Raw genomic sequence first — 18,172 nt, 5'->3', positions numbered from 1 at the left:
GCGGCTATACCGAGACCATCCTGCGCATGATCGACGTGGTTTTCAGCGCCGCTGCGCTGGCCGATCCCTCGCGCGCCGTGGCCCAGGCCTACGGCACCATCAATGCGCTGTCCATCGCCGGGCTGCGCAGCGACGAAAAACGCCATGGACAGCGCTGGGTCATGTTCAGTTTCTTCGGGGGCGGCCATGGCGCCCACGCCGGCGGCGACGGCCTGAGCCACGGCAACGCCCCGATTTCCACGGCCACCATACCGCCTCTGGAGATCCTGGAAGCGGCTTATCCGGTTCGTTTCACGCAATGGGCCCTCAGGCCCGATTCCGGTGGGCCAGGCATGCATCGCGGCGGCCTGGGAGCCGTCTACGAGATCGAACTGCTCGAGGAGAGCGCCCAGGCCTTCATTTTCGGCGAGCGCGGCAAATCGCCCCCCAAGGGGATCGCGGGCGGGGGCAATGGCGCGTTGAACCGGTTCAGCTATTGCGTGAACGGCCAATGGCATGTTCCGCCCATGGTCTCCAAGATGCTGGGCATCTCGCTTTCCCGGGGCGACCGGGTAAGGCTGGAGACGCCGGGAGGCGGCGGATATGGCGAGACCGCAGCGCGCAGCGCCGAAGCTCATGCGCGCGATCTCGCCATGGGCTACGTAACGGAGGACAAGCGGTGAGCGATCGGCAGCGGGTCGTGGGCGTGGACGTGGGCGGTACGTTCACCGATTTGTTCGTGCTCGATGAAGCGGACCAATCCGTATCCATCGTCAAGGTACCCTCCACCCGGGGCGAGGAAGCCGTGGGCTTCATGAACGGCATCGGCCGCACGGGCGATGGCGCGGCGCGCATCGGCACCATCATCCATGGCACCACGGTGGGCACCAACGCGTTGCTGGAGCGCAAGGCCGCCCGCACGGGCTTGATCACCACGCGCGGGTTCGCCGACGTGCTCGAGATGCGCCGCCGCGACCGCCCTCAGACGTGGGGATTGCGCGGCGACTACCTGCCGCTCATTCCGCGCAGCCTGCGTCGGGAGGTCGACGAACGCGTACTGGCCGACGGCAGCATTCATACCGAAGTCGATCTCGACCAGGTCGAGCAATGCGCGCAATCGCTGCTGGAACAAGGATGCGAGGCGCTCTGCGTATTCTTCATCAACAGCTACGCCAATCCGGCCAACGAGGCCGCGGCGGTGCGCCGGGTGCGCGCGTCCTGGCCCAACGCCTGCGTAACGGCGTCCACCGAGGTGCTGCCGGAGATCCGCGAGTTCGAGCGGGTCTCGACGGCGAGCCTGAACGCATCGCTCCAGCCGGTGGTGGGCGGTTATCTGCACCGGCTGGAGGGTGATTTGCGGGCTCGCGGATTCGACGGCCAGTTGATGATCGTGCAGAGCAACGGCGGCGTGATGTCGCGCCAGACCGCCTGCGAACTGCCGGTGCGCACCGCGCTTTCGGGACCGGCGGCAGGCGTCATCGCCTGCGCCGCGGTGGCCCGGGCGGCCGGCTATCCCAACGTGATCACCGGCGATATCGGCGGGACCTCGTTCGACGTGTCCCTGGTGGCCGACGGACGCGTCGCACTGGCGGACCAGACCAGTATCGACTTCGGCATGGTCGTGCGCACGCCGATGATACAGATCGAGACCATAGGCGCCGGCGGCGGGTCGATCGCCGCCGTGGACGCCAGCGGCATGCTGCGGGTGGGACCGGAGTCGGCGGGCAGCCGGCCAGGCCCGGCATGCTATGGCCGCGGCAACCCTTATCCCACCGTGACCGACGCCAATGTGCTGCTGGGCCGCATCGCCGCGCAGCGGCCGCTGGGAGGCGGGCTGCTCGGCGGCCTGGACGTGGAGCTGGCGCGCAAGGCGATCCAGGCGCACGTGGCCGAGCCGCTGGGGCTCGACGTGCTGGCGGCGGCGGAAGCCATTCTGACCGTCGCCAACGCCAAGATGGCCGGCGCCATGCGGCTGGTATCCATCGAAAAAGGGCACGATCCCCGCGCATTCGCCTACATGCCGTTCGGCGGCGGTGGTGGCTTGCACGTGTGCGCGATGATGCGGGAGACCGGTGTCGCAACGGGCATCGTGCCGCGTTATCCGGGGGTGACCTCGGCCCTGGGCTGCGTCATGGCGGACCTGCGCCACGATGCCGTGCGCACCATCAACCAGCCGTTGGGCGACGCGGATTTCGGGCAGCTGCGCGACCTGGTCGACGCCTTGCGGGCCCAATGCGAGGCGCACCTGGCATCGGCCGGCGTGGCCATCGCGTCGGTGCGGGAGGAATTGTTCCTCGACATGCTTTACCAGGGACAGACCCACACGGTCATGGTGCCGGCGACGCGCGAGCGGCTGGACGCCCAGGCGGTGGCGGAAGCCTTCGAGAAGACCTACCAGGCCGAATTCGGCCGGTTGTTGCCGGGTATTCCCGCGCGCATGCTGAACCTGCGCTATGCCTTGATAGGAGTGCGGCCCAAGTTCGATCTGCGGCTGCTGGCGCCGCCGGCGGGAGGGTCGACCGAGCCGGCCGGCATGCAGCGCGTCCATGCCGACGGACGCTGGATGGAAGTGCCTCGCCATGCGCGGCTCGAGCTGCCCGTCGGAGCGTGCATCCGCGGGCCGGCCATTTTCGAGCAGCCCGATACGACCGTGTGGCTGGAGCCCGGCTTCACGGCCACTACCGACGACCACGGCAACCTGATCCTGCGGCGCGAGTGATGCGGGGCAGGGGCCGCCCGCGCGGATTGCCGCTACCACGGCCTGTTGACGATGAGGTATTCGAGATGAAATACGGCATCAACGTTGTTCGTGCATGTCCGGCCGTACTGTGCGCCGCGCTGGCGGCGGGGGCGGCGCCAGCCTCCCGTGCCGAGGAGTATCCCTCGCGCCCGGTCATGGTGGTCAATACCTGGGCGCCCGGCGGGCCGTCCGACGCCATCATCCGCCCTCTGCTGGAGAAGTTCTCGCAGCGGTTCGGGCAGCCTTTCGTGCTCGAGAACCGCAGCGGCGCCAACGGCAGCATCGGCACGAGCTACGTTGCCCGGGCCAGGAACGACGGCTATACGCTGCTGTTCGCCAACGTGGGGCCCATCGCCATCAGCCCGTGGCTGCCGGACAAGCCCAACTACGACTCCCAGAAGGACTTCCAGCCCATCGGCCAGATCGTCTCAGGTTCGACGGTGCTGGTGGTCGCGCCTTCATTCCCGGCCAATACCATGCGGGAATTCATCGACTACGCCAAGAAGCATCCGGGCAAGATCACCTACGGTTCGGTGGGCCTGGGCAGCAGCACGCACGTGGCCGGGGCGACCCTGGCCAAGATGGCGGACATCGAGATGGTCCACGCTCCCTATCGGGGATCGTCGCAGATCCAGATCGACATCATGTCGGGGCAGATCCAGTCGGCTTTCGTCAACCTGGGCGGGGCGCTGGAACTGATACGCGCAGGCAAGCTCAAGGCCATCGCCGTCAGCACCCAGTCGCGCTCCGCGGTGCTGCCCGACGTGCCGGCGGTGGCCGAGACCGTGCCGGGCTTCGATTTCAACGTCTGGTATGGGTTGATGGCGCCGGCGGGTACCCCCGTGGAGATCGTGCAGGCGCTGTCCGCCGCATTGAAAGCGACCATGGAGATGCCCGACATCAAGGGACGCCTCCTGGCCAGCGGTCTCGATCCGAATTTCACCGGACCGGAGGCCTTCGGCAAGAAGATCGAGCAGGATTTGGCCGCGTGGAAGCGGGCCGTGGCCAACGCCAACCTGACCCCATAGTCCCGATGCGGGCGGCACCGCCGCCGGCCCGCACATCCGTACCGAGAAGGCGATGAACGACAAGCGCTACGACATCCCGGCCATCGACGCCGTGGTCAATATCTGGACCCCCGAGCTGCTCGCGCAGCGTCCCAAACGCGACGCGTTCTACAGCGGCAAGATGAATGTCGACACCGGCATCATGAAAGGGCTCGCGCATGAGGACATGCTGCGCCGCATGGACGCCGCGGGCGTGGAGAAGGCCTTTCTGATCGCGGCCAAGGTCGGCCCTATCCAGCATCGCGCCAGTTACCACGTGCCCTACGAGGCGGTGGCCGAAGCGGTCAACCGCCATCCCGACCGGTTCCACGGGCTGGCCGGCCTGGATCCCACGGAGGGTATGCGCGGCGTGCGGGAGCTGGAGAAGGCGGTCAAGGAATACGGTTTCATCGGGGCGCACTTCTATCCGCACTGGTTCGAGCTCGCGCCCGACCACGCGAAGTGGTATCCGTTCTACGCGAAATGCGCCGAACTCGACGTGCCTGTGCAACTGCAGGTGGGCCAGTCCATGATCTACGACCCTTCGCACCGGCTGCGCAGCGTGGGCCGCCCGATCTGCCTGGATGCCGTGGCCTGCGATTTTCCCGAGCTCAAGATCATAGGCATCCATATCGGCATTCCCTGGACTGAGGAAATGATCGCCATGGCCTGGAAGCATCCCAACGTCTACATCGGCACCGATGCGCACAGCCCGAAGTACTGGCCCGAGTCCTTCGTCAAGTACATCGACAGCTACGGCCAGGACAAGGTGATTTTCGGCACCGATTTCCCCATCCTCGATTTCGGGCGCGCCCGTGACGAAATCGAAGCGCTGGGGTTGCGGCCGGCGCCCAAGGAAAAGCTGCTGCGCGGCAACGCGCTGCGCGTGTACGGGCTGGATCGATGAAAGGGGGCGCCGCCATGGCCACGCCCGGCCCCAATATCGCCGACCAGTTGTCGCTGCATGCCGTGCAGCGTCCCACCAAGCCCGCCATCATCCATCGCGACACCGACATCGACTACCGGCAGCTCGACCGGATGGTGCGCCAGCGCGCCGCGCTGCTGCTCGAGATGGGCGTGCGCCCCGGCGAGGTCGTGGGAGTGGCGCTCAAGGATACGCCCGAGCACCTGATCCTCCTCTACGCCGTGGCGCGGGCGGGAGCGGTCGTGCTGCCGGTGGACTGCCGCTGGACGGGCGAAGAAAAACGCCGCGTGGCGGAGCACTTCGGCGCCCGCCGCGTCATGGTCGAGCCGGATGACCTGTTCGCGCCCGGTCTTTGCGTGGCTGCCGACGCGTCCTGGCTGGCACAGGCGAAGCATGCCCCGGCAAGGGAGGAGTTTCCCGGCGGGGACCACGGTTTCTGCCTGTCGCTGTCGTCCGGCACGACCGGGCGGCCGAAGGGGCCGCTGCTGTCGCACGCGCAATTCATGAGCCGGTTCTTCACCCACTATGCCGATCTCGGTTTCGGCAGCCGGGAGGTCTATGTCAACGCCACGCCGCTGTACTTCGGCGGCGGACGCGCATTTTCGGTGTCGTCGCTGTACGTGGGCGCGACCGTGGTCTTGTGCGCGCCGCCCTATAAGGTCGAAGAGCTCGCCGCGGAAATCGAACGCCGCGCCGCCACCATTACCTTCCTGGTCCCCACGCTCCTGCGCCGCATCCTGCAGGCCGAGCCGGCCGCCAGGGCGCCATTCCGGCGGCTGCGCACGCTGATCGCCTCCGGCTCGCCGCTGACGGCCGAGGAGCGTGGCCGCATCCGTGACGAGATCTGTCCCGATTTCATCGAATACTACAGCTCGACCGAAGGGGGAGGGGTGACGGTATTGTCGGCGCAGGAGCAGGCCGCATACCCCGCCTCGGTGGGAAGGCCGGTGTTCGGGGTACGCCTGGAAATCGTGGACGAGCACGACCGTCCGCTGCCCCGCGGCGAGGTGGGGCGCATCCGCTACGACGGCGCCACCGTGGCCAGGGGGTTCTACCGGGACGACGACGCGAGCAGGGAAGCCTTCCGGGACGGATTCTTCTATCCGGGCGACCTGGGCTACCTGAACGAAGAGGGTTATCTCTTCCTCTGCGGGCGAGCCAAGGACATGATCATCCGTGGCGGGGTGAACATCTATCCCCTGGAGATCGAATCCGTCCTGATGACCCATCCCGGCGTGCTCGAGGCCGCGGTCGTGGGCGTGCCCTCGACCGAGTTCGGCGAAGAAGTGGCCGCCTTCGTACTGCCGCGAGGGGCGCAGGACGCCGCCGCGCTCGCGGCCTGGTGCCGGGAACGGCTGGCACCGTACAAGGTCCCGAAGCATTTCCGCTTCGTCAGCGACTTCGAGCGGAATTCGGCGGGCAAGATCGTCAAGGGAAATCTGGCGGCTTCCCTGTCAGCCGCGTAGGCGGGGGCGCCGGGTAATATATGGGGATGACGAGTCCGTTCTTCCCGTCCCGGAGGTCCCGTGAGCCTCAACCATCATCCGTCCGCCGTCCAGCCGTTGCGCCAGGTCTTGATGGAAACCGGCGCCTACACCTTGCACCAGTCGTTCGACTATGGCGGACGGCTGGCCGGCGGCATCATCCATTGCAGTTTCGACGCGCATGAACTGCACTGCCCGGCCTTGCCCCACATTGTCCTCCTGGTATCGCACGAGTATCACCTGAAGTCGGCGATGTTCGACCTTGGCTGGGGATACCGCGACCATTTCGTCAACTTCATCAACCCGCTGCACCTGATACCCCCGGGCACCGCGTTCCGGTGGGTGAAGGATGGCCCGGCGCGGGTATCCCTGCTGACCTTCGATCAGCGGGCGGCACTGGAGATGTTCGACGAGCTGGGTCTTTGCCAGCCGGTGGATGGCCTGTGGTCGGTCGCCCAGCGCGGTTTCGTCAGTCCGCTGATCTATACGGCGCTGGGCTCGTTCATGCAGGACCTCGGCGCGGGCCATGCCTCCCGGCTGTTGTCGGACAGCTTCGGCGCGCTGGTGCTGAACGAGCTGGGTAAGAAGTGGCGCATCGAGCCGGGAACCGGCACGTCGTCCCGGCTGAGCGCCCAGGCGCTCAAGAAGGTCACCCGCTATATGGACGAGCGGCTGGCCGACGATATTTCGCTGGCCGAGCTGGCGGCGTTATGCGGCCTGAGCCGCTATCACTTCCTGCGATGCTTCAAGGCCGCGCTGGGTGTGTCGCCCTATCGCTACCTGACGGCCATGCGCGTCGAGCGTGCCCGCCACTTGCTTGCGACGACGGCCTATCCGGTTTCGTACGTAGCCAGCGCATGCGGTTTCGCGTCGGCCGGCGCGATGGGCCGTGCCCTGAAGAAGGCGGTGGGCAGCTCGGCCTCGGCCTATCGCGCCATCGCCGGGCACTACGATGCCTGAGCCTGCGGACGGTTGCCAACCTTGCGGGGCGCGGTCTCCTTGAGAAAGAACGAGATCACGACGCCCACCGCCACGCCGCCCAGCGCGAGGTAAAGGGTGTACTGGATGCCGTGGTGCTGCGCGATGAACCCCGCGACGACGGGCGCCACGCCGCCGCCGAAGATCTCGCCCAGGCCGCTCACGATGCCGATGGCCGAGGCAACCATGCCGGGCGGCGCCGCCTCGGTCGCCACCGGCCCCGTCATCAGCGCCAGCAGGCCGAAGCAGAAGAAGGACACCAGCAGGAGCACGCCGAACAGCGCCCAGGGGGAAGCGCCGAGCCGGGCGAAACCGTAGAGCGCCAGCGCCGCGCCGATGAAGGACAGGAAGGCGGCGGCTTTCCTGCCGATGAAATCGGAGATGCCCGGCACGCCGAACTCGCCGAAGAAGCCGCCTATGCCGATGGCGGACACCACCAGGCCCATCTGTTGCGGCGTCAGCTTCAGATAGTCGGTCAGGTAGTTGGGCACCATGGCGCCCACCACGAAGATGCCGGTCATCGCGCACAGCATGGAGCCCACGCCCAGCAGCAGGTTGCGGCGACGCAGCAGTTCTTTCCAGGACAGCGTTTCGCCGCGAGCCGGCGCTGCCGGCAGGCCGCTCGGCGCCGCCGCCCCCGGCTCGCGTATGACTTTGTACATGAGCCATGCCAGGATCAGCCCGGGCACCGCCGACAGGAAGAAAACGTAATGCCAGGAAGGCAGCACGCCCATCAGCTGCGTGGCGATGATGGGCGCGAGCCCCAGCCCGAACAGCGGGAAGGCGCTCTGCTGCAGGCCCTGGTTCAGGCCGCGGCGCTTGGGGTGCGAGGCTTCGCCGGCTGCGGCCACGCTGGTGGGGCAGAACGAGCCCTCGGCGATGCCCATCACCGTGCGGATCACCAGCAGGCTGACCAGTCCGGTCGCCACGCCCGAAAGACCGGACAGGCACGAGAAGGCGATGGCGGCGGGGATCAGCACCTTGCGCCGCCCGATGCCGTCCGACACGCGGCCCATGGTGATGGAGAACACCCCCCACGCCAGGCCCAGCGTGCCGATCAGCAGGCCCAGGTCCTGGTAGGAGAGGTTCAGGTCTTTCATCATGAAGGGGAACATGGGTGCGAGCAGCCAACGGTCCAGCCCCATCAGGCCGAAGCCCAGCGCCAGGATGGTGACGGCCTTCCACTCGTACGACGTATCGTGGGCGGATGGTTTGGCCATGTTCATGCCCCGCCCAGCGCGTCGAGGATTTGCCGCGTCGTCACGACCTTGCCGAACACGCGGTCGATGGTGGCGAGCGTGGCCTGGTGCGAGGCATCGTCGAAACCGCCGGTGGCATCGTCGACGAAGAAGACACGCAGGTCGCGCATGAAGGCGCTGCGCGCCGTGGATTCGCAGCAGACGCTGGTGACCGTGCCCGTGATGATGACGCTGTCGACCACGTTGCGGCCGCGGATGTTGCGGATGACGGTCTCCAGGCGGGTGTTGTAGAACGCGTCGTAGCGATGCTTGGGAATCACGATTTCCCCGGGCCGCGGCGCCAGTTCGTCGATGATTTCGACCCCCGCGGTCCCGGCGCGCATGCCGCCGTTGCGCAAGTGCGGAATCTGGGTCGTTTCCAGCGGGGAGACGTCGAACTCGTCGTACAGCACGTGCTGGGTATAAATCACGGGAACGCCGGTCCGGCGGGCCTGGGCGACGAGCGCCGCCATGGCGGGAACCCGCTGGCGCGCGGCCGGGACTTCCATGGGAGCGCGTTCGCGGACGAAATCGTTCTGCATGTCGATGACCAGCAGGACCGCCTTGTTCTTGTCTAGGGGGACGGATGGGGACATCTTGCCTCCGGGTGCAGGGTGGACGAACGCGCAACATAGCGCCGGCCCGCGCGAGGCGATGCCAGGAAATTGCGGCGGCGGGCAAAAATTGCGCAATGGATGCGTTTCGCCCCGGGAGAGCGCCTTCGTCGGCCGGGGGCAGCGCCGGCCTGCGGTTTTTACGAAAGTCGCCCGGGTTTCTGGACAGCGGCCGCGCGTTGCCGGTGCTTCAATCGTCTCGTCACTACGGAGATCGACATGGCCGATACCTTTCCACGATTCCGGGCAGCGGTCGTCCACGCCGCCTCGGTTTTTCTGAATCGCGACGCATCCATCGAAAAGGCTTGCCGCCTGATCGAACAGGCGGCGGAGCAAGGCGCCGACATCGTGGCCTTTCCCGAGACCTTCGTACCGGGCTATCCGTTCTGGATCTGGACGCACACGCCGACGCGGGGGGCACCGCTGTTCTACGAGCTCTTCACGAACAGCGTCGTGGCCGGCAGCCCGGCCACGGACCGGATCGCGGCGGCCGCGCGCCGCGCCGGCATCCATGTGGTGCTCGGCGTGTCCGAGCGCGACGGCGGCACCCTCTACAACACCCAGCTTTTCTTCGACCGCCGCGGGGTCCTGGCGGGCCGGCATCGCAAGTTGCAGCCCACTCACGTGGAGCGCACCATCTGGGGCAGGGGCGACGGTTCGGATCTGAAGGTATTCGATACGGACATCGGCCGCATCGGCGGGCTGATCTGCTGGGAGCACACCATGGACCTGGCGCGCTACGCGCTGACCAGCCAAGGGCAACAAGTGCACATCGCCGCGTGGCCCGGCATTTCGGCCTTGACCCACGATCCGAACTCGGGCTTCTTCAATGGGGTGGTGGAGACCGCGGCCCGCTACCATGCCTGGGCCGCGCAGACCTTCGTGCTCAATGCCAGCTCGGTCATCGACGACGAGGTGCTGGCGCGCCTGGACCTGGTCGGCCAGCCGGAGATGATACGCACCGGCGGCGGCTGGAGCGCCATCGTGTCGCCTACCGGACGCATGCTGGCCGGACCGAACCTGGACCAGGAGGCGGTGCTGGTGGCAGACGTCGATCTGGGCGAGATCGTCTATCTCAAGTACGCCTGCGATTCGGCCGGCCACTATGCGCGGCCGGACATCCTGCGGCTGGCGGCCAATTTCGGCGCGCATCCCGTTGCCGCGCCGTTCGGCGAGCTCTTCGCCCCGGCCACTGCTGGCCCGTCCGAGCCGGCGCCGGTTACGATGGGATCTGCACCATCGTCCGCAGACGGGGCCGTCCATGTACTTCCGACCGAGAGCCGATGACCCGCGCCCACTGAGCGAGCGGGACACCCACCGCATTCCCGCCATGCCCGAGAATCGCCTCATTGCCGATAGCCGCGGGAGGGGGTGGGGCGGCGTCTACGTGTCGCTTGCGGCCGAGCGTCCATGGCGCGCGAGGCTTGCCTCGCTGCCGCACGATTGCCTGGTGTACTGCCTGGCGGGCAAGGCCCGCATCGAGCGCTCGGTCGAAGGCGCCGACGCGCGGCAGGCCCTGCTCAAGCCGCGGATGTTCAGCATCATCCCGGCCGACCGGGCCTCGGAGTGGTCGGTGAGCGGCACTCCCGACATCCTGCTGGTGTATCTGCATGCGCGCCTGAAGGCGGAGCTGCTGCCAGGCATGGCTCCTGCCGACGCCGCGCTGACGCCCAAGGTGGCGCAGTTCGACCCCTTGCTGGAGCAGCTGAGCCTGGCCCTGCTGGCGTGCCTGCGGCGGCAGGTTGCGGCGGATCCGGCCTATGCGGGCCAATTGGCCCGCACCGCGGTCATGCACCTGGCGACGCGCCATGCCGCGGTGCTGGCCGACGAAGACGAGGGCGCTGATGCGCCCCCGGCCGCGATCCGCCGCGCGATCGATCACATCCATGCGTGCCCGGCCGAGCCGTTGTCCGTAGAGAGGCTGGCGCAATTGGCCGGCACCAGCGTGTCGCGCCTGGTGGCCGGGTTCAAGGCGCACACCGGTTCGACTCCCTACCAGTACCTGCTGCGCACGCGCATCGAACAGGCCAAAGCCTGGCTGGTCTCGACCGACCGGAGCGTGGCCGACATCGCGCTCGACGTCGGATTCGCCACACCTAGCCATTTCGCCGCCACTTTCCGGCGCCTGGCCGGGGTGGCGCCTACCGTGTATCGCGACGGCAACTGACTGCCCGTTTTTTCATCGCCGGCCGGAAACCCGCGTGGATTCTGGCTGCAGGACGGTTGTTCCGCGGCTATCCCCAAGCTTTTCCACAGTGGCTGGGGATAACGCGCCACGGGTAGCCGAAGCAGGCCGGGTCAGGGCCGCAGGTAGCCCAGGATGACGTCCACCATGTGGGCAAGGCGCACGTCCAGCGCCTCGGGCGCCATCAGGTCGCGCCCGAAGATCTCCGACAGCGTGAACTTGTTGGACAGGTAGAAATAGGCCACGCTGGCGATCGAGATGTAGAGCTGGACAGGGTCGACGCCGTCCCGGAACAGGCCTTGCTCGTGTCCGCGCTTGAGGATGTCGGCCAGCCACTGCACGAAGGGCGAATGCATCTCCCGTACCTGCGAGGAGCGCTTGAGGTGAGCCGCCTGGTGCAGGTTTTCGCTATTGAGCAGGCACAGGAACTCCGGGTTTTCCAGGTAGTACTGCCAAGTGAACTCCACCAGCTTGCGCACCGCCTCGGGCGGGCTGAGCGCCTCCAGGTGGAGTTCCTGCTCGGCCTGCCGGATCGCGGCGTAGGCGCGTTCGAGCACGGACAGGAACAGGTCGTCCTTGTTGTTGAAGTAGTAGTAAATGAGCCGCTTGTCGACTCCGGCCCGTTCGGCAATCCGGTCCATGCGGGCGCCCCCCAAGCCCAGCGCCGCGAACTCGTGGGTCGCGGCGTCCAGGATGATCTGGCGCGTGCGATCGGCATCACGTATGCGCGGAGACTCCGCAGCAGGATTGGCAGTACGGCGTGCAGACATGGCCAAAGGTCCGTCAGTCACCACTGGAGCGTAACACTACAGCAGAAGCGCCGATCGATCAGCCCAGGGTATCTTCGAACCAGTTCAGGATGCCGTCCAGCCCGCACACGTTGAGCGCGTGGGTGGTTTTTTCCCGCACGACCGGCTTGGCATGATAGGCCACGCTCAGGCCGGCGAGCCCCAACATTTTCAAGTCGTTGGCGCCGTCGCCGACGGCGATGGCGCGGGAAAGCGGCGCCCCGTGCCGGCCGGCGAATTCGCGCAGGTGAGCAGCCTTGCCGTCGGCATCCAGGATCGCGCCCACGACCTTGCCGGTCAGCCGGCCATCGACCACTTCCAGCTCGTTGGCATGGGCTTCGTCCAGCTGCAGGCGGTGCTTCAGGCGGCCGGTGAACCAGGTGAAGCCTCCGGAAACGAGCAAGGTCTTGAGCCCCAGGCCGCGGGCAACTTCCAGCAGCCGCTCGGCGCCAGGGTTCAGTCGCAGCCGCTCGGCGTATACCCGCTCCAAAGCCTCCAGGGGCAGGCCTTGCAACAGGGCCACGCGACGGGTGAGACTTTCGCTGAAATCGGCGATTTCCCCGCGCATGGCAGCTTCCGTGATGGCGGCCACCTGCGGCTTGAGCCCGGCCATATCGGCGATCTCATCGATGCACTCGATGTTGATGAGGGTGGAATCCATGTCCATGGCCAGGATCTTCCAGTCGGCCAGGCGAGCGCCCGGCGCGACGTACGCCCAGTCCACGCCTGCCTGCTGGCAATAGGCGGCTACTTCGGCGCGCACGGCCGGCGCCCCGTCGGCCTCGACCAGGCGGACGGCGCCAGGCGCCAGTTCCATGGTTTTCTTGGCCTTCGCAAGGCGGGACAAGTGTTCGACGGCCTCGGAGGAGAGGTCAGGAGCCTGGATAACGAGATGGGTCATGTTCTGGACGGAAAAAAACGCGCTCAAGCCAAGAAGCGCAACACGGCGCGCACTGCCTCCACGCGGGATTTCAGGTCGACGCCCTTGATGTCGACGCGCAGCTTGTCCTGTCCGAAAAGCCGCATGTGGCGGTTCTTCTGGACCAGGCTGATCACCCGCATCGGATCGATTGGAGGATTGGGTTCGAATTGCAGCACTGCCGATTGCTCGCTAGCATCGATCTTGATGACGCCGACGGCCTTGGCAGCCAGGCGCAGCCTGTGGGTTTCAATCAAGGCGCGCGCCGCATCCGGCAGCTTGCCGAAACGGTCAATCAACTCTTCTTGGATCGCGTCGATCTCGCCGGCATCTTCACAATTGGCAAGCCGCTTGTAAATGGTTAGCCTAGCGTGCACGTCTCCGCAGTAGTCCTGGGGCAGAAGGGCAGGGACGTGCAAGTTGATTTCGGTCGTAGCCGACAACGGGGCGTTCAGGTCGGGCTCGCGGCCGTTCTTCAGGGCCCTGACTGCCTCGTTGAGCATGTCGGTATACATCTGGAAACCGACTTCCTGGATGTTGCCCGACTGCGATTCGCCCAGGATCTCGCCTACGCCGCGGATCTCGAGGTCGTGCATCGCCAAGTAAAAGCCCGAGCCCAGCTCTTCCATGGCCTGGATGGCTTCCAGGCGCTTCTTGGCGTTGCTGGTGATGGCGTCTTCGCCCGGCGTCAACAAATAGGCGTAAGCCTGGTGGTGCGAGCGGCCCACGCGGCCCCGCAGCTGGTGCAACTGGGCCAGGCCGAAACGGTCCGCCCGGTGCAGCACGATGGTGTTGGCGGTCGGCACGTCGATGCCCGTCTCGATGATGGTGGTGCACAGGAGCACGTTGTACTTCTGCTGGTAAAAGGCCTTCATCACCTGCTCCAGCTCGCGCTCAGGCATCTGGCCGTGCGCAACGGCGATGCGGGCTTCGGGCACCAACTCTTCGAGCATGGCGCGCCGGTTGTGGATGGTCTCGACCTCGTTATGGAGGAAGTACACTTGCCCCCCGCGCTTGAGCTCGCGCAGCAGCGCTTCCCGTATGGTGCTCCCGTCCTCGCGCCGGACGAAGGTCTTGATGGCCAGGCGCTTCTGCGGCGCGGTCGCAATGACCGAGAAATCGCGTATCCCCTCCAGCGACATGCCGAGGGTGCGGGGAATCGGGGTAGCCGTCAGGGTCAGCACGTCCACCTCGGCCCGCAGCGCCTTGAGGGCTTCCTTCTGGCGCACGCCGAAGCGGTGCTCCTCGTCGATGATGACCAAGCCCAGGTTCTTGAACTTGATCTTGTCCGATAGCAGCTTGTGGGTGCCGATCACGATGTCGACGCGACCGTCGTTGATCTGCTCGATCGAAGCCTGGATTTCCCTCGTCGACTTGAAGCGCGACAGCTCGACCACCTTGACCGGCCAGTCTGCGAAGCGATCGGCAAAATTTTGCGCGTGCTGTTCCGCCAGCAGCGTCGTGGGACACAACAACGCCACCTGCTTGTTGTTGGCCACGGCGATGAACGCCGCGCGCAGGGCGACTTCAGTCTTGCCGAAGCCCACGTCGCCACATACCAGCCGGTCCATGGGACGGCCGGAGGTCATGTCCTCGATCACGGCCTGGATGGCGGCTGCCTGGTCTGGCGTCTCCTCGAAGCCGAAAGACTCCGCGAAAGCCTCATAATCGGCAAGGGGCAGCTTGAACTGGTAACCCTGGCGGGTGGCGCGCCGCGCATAGAGATTAAGTAGCTCGGCCGCGGCGTCCCGCGCTTGGGCAGCCGCCTTGCGGCGGGCTTTTTCCCACTGGCCGGACCCAAGCTGATGCAGCGGCGCCGTGTCAGGGTCCGCGCCGCTATAGCGCGAGATGACGTGCAATTGGGATACCGGCACGTAAAGCGTGCTGCGGCCGGCGTATTCCAGGTGCAGGAATTCCATGTCTCCTTCGCCGATGTCCATGCTGACCAGCCCCTGGTATCGGCCGATGCCGTGCTGGACGTGGACGACCGGGTCGCCCACGCGCAGCTCCGACAGGTCGCGCACCATGGACTCGACGTTGCTCGCGCGCTCCTGCCCGCGCTTGCCCCGGCGCACCGTGTGGCCCGCGAATAAATCGCTTTCGGTCAGGAACAGCAGGTTCGCCTCGGCCAGGCCGAAACCCGAAGAAAGGGGGGCGATCCCGATGGCAAAAGCGCTGGGCTGCTCGAGGAATCCTTGGATGGAGTCGACCGGGTCCGGACGCAAGCCAAACTCCGCCAGCATTTGGGAAATGGTTTCGCGCCGTCCCGCCGATTCCGCGCACAACAGCACCTTGAGGTCTGGCCGGGCGATCAGGGCGCGCAGGCGCGCCACGGGATCCTCGGCCTTGCGCTGTATGGCGACTTCTGGCGGAGATGTGAACGCGGGATGCTGGCGATCGCTGCTCAACGCCAGGCGGGCAAAGCGCTTGAGCTGGCCGAACAGGCCTTCGGCATCGAGGAAAATTCGCGAAGGGGGGAGGATGGGGCGTTCGCGATCGCTCTTGAGGAACTCGTAGCGGCTCGTCGTATCCTGCAGGAAGCGCCGGATGGTGTCTTCGACGTCACCCACGGTGACCGTGATGGTTTGGTCGCCGAGATAGTCGAACAAAGTCGCCGTTTCGTCGAAGAACAACGGCAGGTAGTATTCGACGCCAGGGAATGCAATGCCGTTGCCAATGTCTTTGTACGGCATGGCACGCGAAGGGTCGCCTTCGAACTGCTCGCGAAAGCGCGCCCGGAATTCGTTGCGCGCGGCCTCGTCCATCGGAAATTCGCGGCCCGGCAGCAGCTGGATCTCCTTGACGGGATACAGGCTGCGCTGGGTATCGATGTCGAAGCTGCGGATGGACTCGATCACGTCGTCAAACAAATCGAGCCGATAGGGCAGGGCCGACCCCATGGGAAATAGGTCGATCAACCCGCCCCGGATGCAGAATTCGCCTGGTGCCGTCACCTGCGTGACGTGGGAGTAGTTGGCGAGCGTCAATTGTGCCCGCAGCGCCGCCTCGTCGAGCGTATCGCCCTGCTTGAACGAAAACGTGTAGGCCGCGAGGAACGAGGGCGGGGCGAGCCGGTAGAGTGCCGTCGTCACTGACACCGTCAGTACGTCCACGCCTTGCTGCATCAACGCATGCAAGGCCTTGAGGCGCTCGGAAATGAGGTCCTCGTGCGGGGAGAACGAATCGTAGGGCAGTGTTTCCCAATCTGGAAACTGATGGACCCTCAGCTCCGGCGCAAACAGGCGCACCTCTTCGGCCAGGCGCTGGGCGTCGAGGGGGTCGGCGGTGAGAATGGCGAGCGGCTTGGACGCCTGGCGCGCGAGATCGGCGAGCAGCCAGGCATCTCCGGCGCCGGGCGGGCGCGGCTGGACGTAGCGCTCTCCCGGCCTGAGCGCCGCCAAGACGGCTTGGGTCAGCGCCGAAGGCAAGGCAAGGGTCGGACGGGCGAGGGAGCTAGACGCGGTAACGGGCGGGAGGGACATCGGTCTCGTGCAAAGAGCGTCGCCAATGGGCCGGCGCGGCCTGGACGGCAATTCCGTATTATAGAAGCCATGACACCGAGCTCTCGATTGATCGCCATCGTGCCCGCGGCGGGCGTCGGCTCCCGCGCGGCCGGCCCTTCGCCGGACGGGTCGGCGCCCCTCCCCAAGCAATACCGCAAGATTGCCGGCCAGCCCATGCTACGCCACGCAGTGCGCGCGCTCTTGGCCGAGGAGCGCATCGACCGCGTGGTCGTTGCCGTCGCGCCGGGCGACCGCGAGGCTGAATCGGCCCTGGACGGCCTGGCGCGCGTGGCTTGCCTGCCTTGCGGCGGCGCAACCCGTGCGCAGACGGTCACCAACGCCTTGGCACGTTGCGAAGCCCAGGCCGACGACTGGATCCTCGTCCACGACGCGGCCCGCCCCGGCTTGCCGGCCATCACCTTGCGCGCGCTGATCGACGCCTGCCTGCACGACGAAGTGGGCGGCCTGCTTGCCCTGCCCGTGGCCGATACCATCAAGGCCCAGGGCGGCGCCGATCCTCCCAGGGTGGGGCGCACCGTTGCCCGCGACGGGCTGTGGCAGGCGCAAACGCCCCAAATGTTTCGTGCGGGCCTGCTGCGCAAGGCCTTGGCTCACGCCGAAATCCGCCAGCTGCCGGTGACCGACGAAGCAAGCGCCGTGGAGGCCTTGGGGCTCGCGCCGTGCCTGGTGCCCGGTACGCTATCGAACTTCAAGGTGACCTGGCCAGAGGATTTCGCCTTGATGGAAAAATTCCTGGATCGCACATGACGAAAGACAAACCCATCGATCCCGCCGCCTACCCCTATCGCATCGGGCAAGGCTACGACGTCCATGCACTGGTCGAAGGCCGGCCGCTCATCATCGGTGGCGTGCGCATTCCCCACAGCCACGGCCTGCTGGGACATTCCGACGCCGACGTGCTGCTCCACGCCGTCACCGACGCCCTGTTGGGCGCGGCAGGCTTGGGCGACATCGGCCGCCACTTTCCGGACACCGATCCGGCTTACGCCGGTGCGAACAGTCGCGTGTTGCTGCGCACGGCCGTGCAGCGCGTGGCCGAAGCAGGATGGATGGCGATCAACATCGATGCGACGGTGCATGCGCAAGCGCCCAAGATAGGCCCGCACGCCGCCGCGATGGCAGAAAACATCGCCGCCGACCTCGGCGTTCCGGTCGCCTGCGTCAACATCAAGGCCAAGACCAACGAATCCCTCGGTTTCCTCGGGCGCAAGGAGGGCATCGCCGCAACTGTCGTGACTTTGCTCGCTCGGCGCCCGGACACCTTTCTCTACGAAGATCTCTACGCCGGCGATTGATGTGAGCGCATCATTTGACACTCACGGAAAATTCAATATAGAATTCAATTCTTCGCTGCTTACACAGCAGGCGCGTAGCTCAGTTGGTTAGAGCACCACCTTGACATGGTGGGGGTCGTTGGTTCGAATCCAATCGCGCCTACCAAATTCCCGGGGCCCAGCACGAAATTTTGTGCCGGGCCTTTTTGCTTGCCCGAACGCCCGGAGCACAGCGTGCGCCATGCGATTCCCGCGGAGGCGCATGGGGCGGGTACGCCAAGCTTTTCTCTCGTGAAGGCGTCCGCCGCGAGATTCCGCGGCCCCTGCATCAAGCCTTGTACTTTTGCACCTCGCGGAAGCGCTTGACTAGGTAGTCGCCGGACTTGATCGGCGGATACTTCGGCGGATTCACCTCCGACTGGAAGTTAGGCAGGCAGTGTACGGCGCGTCATAGTCCAGGTCGGGCACGCCGCGTGCG

The 18,172-nt window shown here is 66.3% G+C and carries 15 protein-coding genes and 1 tRNA gene; 11 read left to right on the top strand and 5 right to left on the bottom strand.

What is annotated here, in order from left to right:
• From IRZ12_RS07430 to IRZ12_RS07405, 6 genes are all read left to right on the top strand, one after another.
• Positions 1 to 662, top strand: a 662-nt coding sequence (locus IRZ12_RS07430; protein ID WP_296466507.1) for a hydantoinase B/oxoprolinase family protein, incomplete at its 5' end; no start/stop codon positions are given.
• Entirely contained in the window at positions 659 to 2,698 is a 2,040-nt protein-coding gene (locus IRZ12_RS07425) for a hydantoinase/oxoprolinase family protein (RefSeq protein WP_296466504.1), read from the top strand. The genes IRZ12_RS07430 and IRZ12_RS07425, both read left to right, overlap by 4 nt.
• 65 nt (positions 2,699 to 2,763) lie before the next feature.
• Positions 2,764 to 3,747, top strand: coding sequence for a tripartite tricarboxylate transporter substrate binding protein (locus IRZ12_RS07420; RefSeq protein ID WP_296466500.1), 984 nt, complete (start codon positions 2,764 to 2,766; stop codon positions 3,745 to 3,747).
• A gap of 52 nt (positions 3,748 to 3,799) precedes the next feature.
• The gene (locus IRZ12_RS07415; protein ID WP_087779833.1) at positions 3,800 to 4,672 is read left to right on the top strand and encodes an amidohydrolase family protein; all 873 of its coding nucleotides are present in this window, start codon (positions 3,800 to 3,802) and stop codon (positions 4,670 to 4,672) included.
• Between the two features lie 14 nt (positions 4,673 to 4,686).
• Positions 4,687 to 6,156 carry a class I adenylate-forming enzyme family protein gene (locus IRZ12_RS07410; RefSeq protein WP_296466496.1) on the top strand — a complete coding sequence of 490 codons (1,470 nt, stop codon included), beginning with the start codon at positions 4,687 to 4,689 and terminating at the stop codon, positions 6,154 to 6,156.
• A gap of 60 nt (positions 6,157 to 6,216) precedes the next feature.
• Positions 6,217 to 7,134, top strand: a complete 918-nt coding sequence (locus IRZ12_RS07405; RefSeq protein WP_296466493.1) for a helix-turn-helix domain-containing protein — start codon at positions 6,217 to 6,219, stop codon at positions 7,132 to 7,134.
• Here IRZ12_RS07405 and IRZ12_RS07400 read toward each other — a convergent pair.
• Together IRZ12_RS07400 and IRZ12_RS07395 are read right to left on the bottom strand one after the other, a co-directional pair.
• Entirely contained in the window at positions 7,122 to 8,372 is a 1,251-nt protein-coding gene (locus tag IRZ12_RS07400) for an MFS transporter (RefSeq protein WP_296466490.1), read from the bottom strand. The two genes, IRZ12_RS07405 and IRZ12_RS07400, sit on opposite strands and share 13 nt — an antisense overlap.
• 2 nt (positions 8,373 to 8,374) lie before the next feature.
• Positions 8,375 to 8,986: an isochorismatase family protein gene (locus tag IRZ12_RS07395; RefSeq protein WP_087779836.1), complete on the bottom strand. Its 612-nt coding sequence runs from the start codon at positions 8,984 to 8,986 to the stop codon at positions 8,375 to 8,377.
• Between the two features lie 237 nt (positions 8,987 to 9,223).
• On the opposite strand from IRZ12_RS07395, the gene IRZ12_RS07390 reads away from it, so the two are divergent.
• Both IRZ12_RS07390 and IRZ12_RS07385 read left to right on the top strand, forming a co-directional pair.
• The gene (locus IRZ12_RS07390) at positions 9,224 to 10,291 is read left to right on the top strand and encodes a carbon-nitrogen hydrolase family protein (protein WP_296466483.1); all 1,068 of its coding nucleotides are present in this window, start codon (positions 9,224 to 9,226) and stop codon (positions 10,289 to 10,291) included.
• 43 nt (positions 10,292 to 10,334) lie between these two features.
• Positions 10,335 to 11,171, top strand: a complete 837-nt coding sequence (locus IRZ12_RS07385) for an AraC family transcriptional regulator (RefSeq protein WP_296466480.1) — start codon at positions 10,335 to 10,337, stop codon at positions 11,169 to 11,171.
• A 131-nt stretch (positions 11,172 to 11,302) separates the two neighbouring features.
• On the opposite strand, the gene IRZ12_RS07380 is transcribed toward IRZ12_RS07385, so the two are convergent.
• Genes IRZ12_RS07380 through mfd form a run of 3 tightly spaced genes read right to left on the bottom strand, consistent with a single transcriptional unit; the run spans position 11,303 to position 16,378 of the window.
• Positions 11,303 to 11,959: a TetR/AcrR family transcriptional regulator gene (locus IRZ12_RS07380; protein WP_296466477.1), complete on the bottom strand. Its 657-nt coding sequence runs from the start codon at positions 11,957 to 11,959 to the stop codon at positions 11,303 to 11,305.
• A gap of 58 nt (positions 11,960 to 12,017) precedes the next feature.
• Positions 12,018 to 12,878: a phosphoserine phosphatase SerB gene (gene serB, locus IRZ12_RS07375; protein WP_296466474.1), complete on the bottom strand. Its 861-nt coding sequence runs from the start codon at positions 12,876 to 12,878 to the stop codon at positions 12,018 to 12,020.
• Between the two features lie 23 nt (positions 12,879 to 12,901).
• Positions 12,902 to 16,378 carry a transcription-repair coupling factor gene (gene mfd, locus IRZ12_RS07370; protein ID WP_296466471.1) on the bottom strand — a complete coding sequence of 1,159 codons (3,477 nt, stop codon included), beginning with the start codon at positions 16,376 to 16,378 and terminating at the stop codon, positions 12,902 to 12,904.
• Between the two features lie 69 nt (positions 16,379 to 16,447).
• Here mfd and ispD point away from each other — a divergent pair, with 69 nt between their 5' ends.
• From ispD to IRZ12_RS07355, 3 genes are all read left to right on the top strand, one after another.
• Positions 16,448 to 17,167, top strand: coding sequence for a 2-C-methyl-D-erythritol 4-phosphate cytidylyltransferase (gene ispD / locus IRZ12_RS07365; RefSeq protein WP_296466468.1), 720 nt, complete (start codon positions 16,448 to 16,450; stop codon positions 17,165 to 17,167).
• Positions 17,164 to 17,715 (top strand): 2-C-methyl-D-erythritol 2,4-cyclodiphosphate synthase, encoded by a 552-nt coding sequence (gene ispF / locus IRZ12_RS07360; RefSeq protein ID WP_296466463.1) that lies wholly within the window; start codon positions 17,164 to 17,166, stop codon positions 17,713 to 17,715. The genes ispD and ispF overlap by 4 nt, the downstream gene beginning before the upstream one ends.
• A 68-nt stretch (positions 17,716 to 17,783) precedes the next feature.
• A tRNA-Val gene (locus IRZ12_RS07355) sits at positions 17,784 to 17,860 on the top strand.
• The last annotated feature ends 312 nt before the right edge of the window (positions 17,861 to 18,172 follow it).

The sequence above is a fragment of the Pigmentiphaga sp. genome (genome assembly GCF_019689535.1).
Classification (GTDB): domain Bacteria; phylum Pseudomonadota; class Gammaproteobacteria; order Burkholderiales; family Burkholderiaceae_B; genus Pigmentiphaga.
This window is presented reverse-complemented; position numbering and strand designations above follow the sequence as displayed.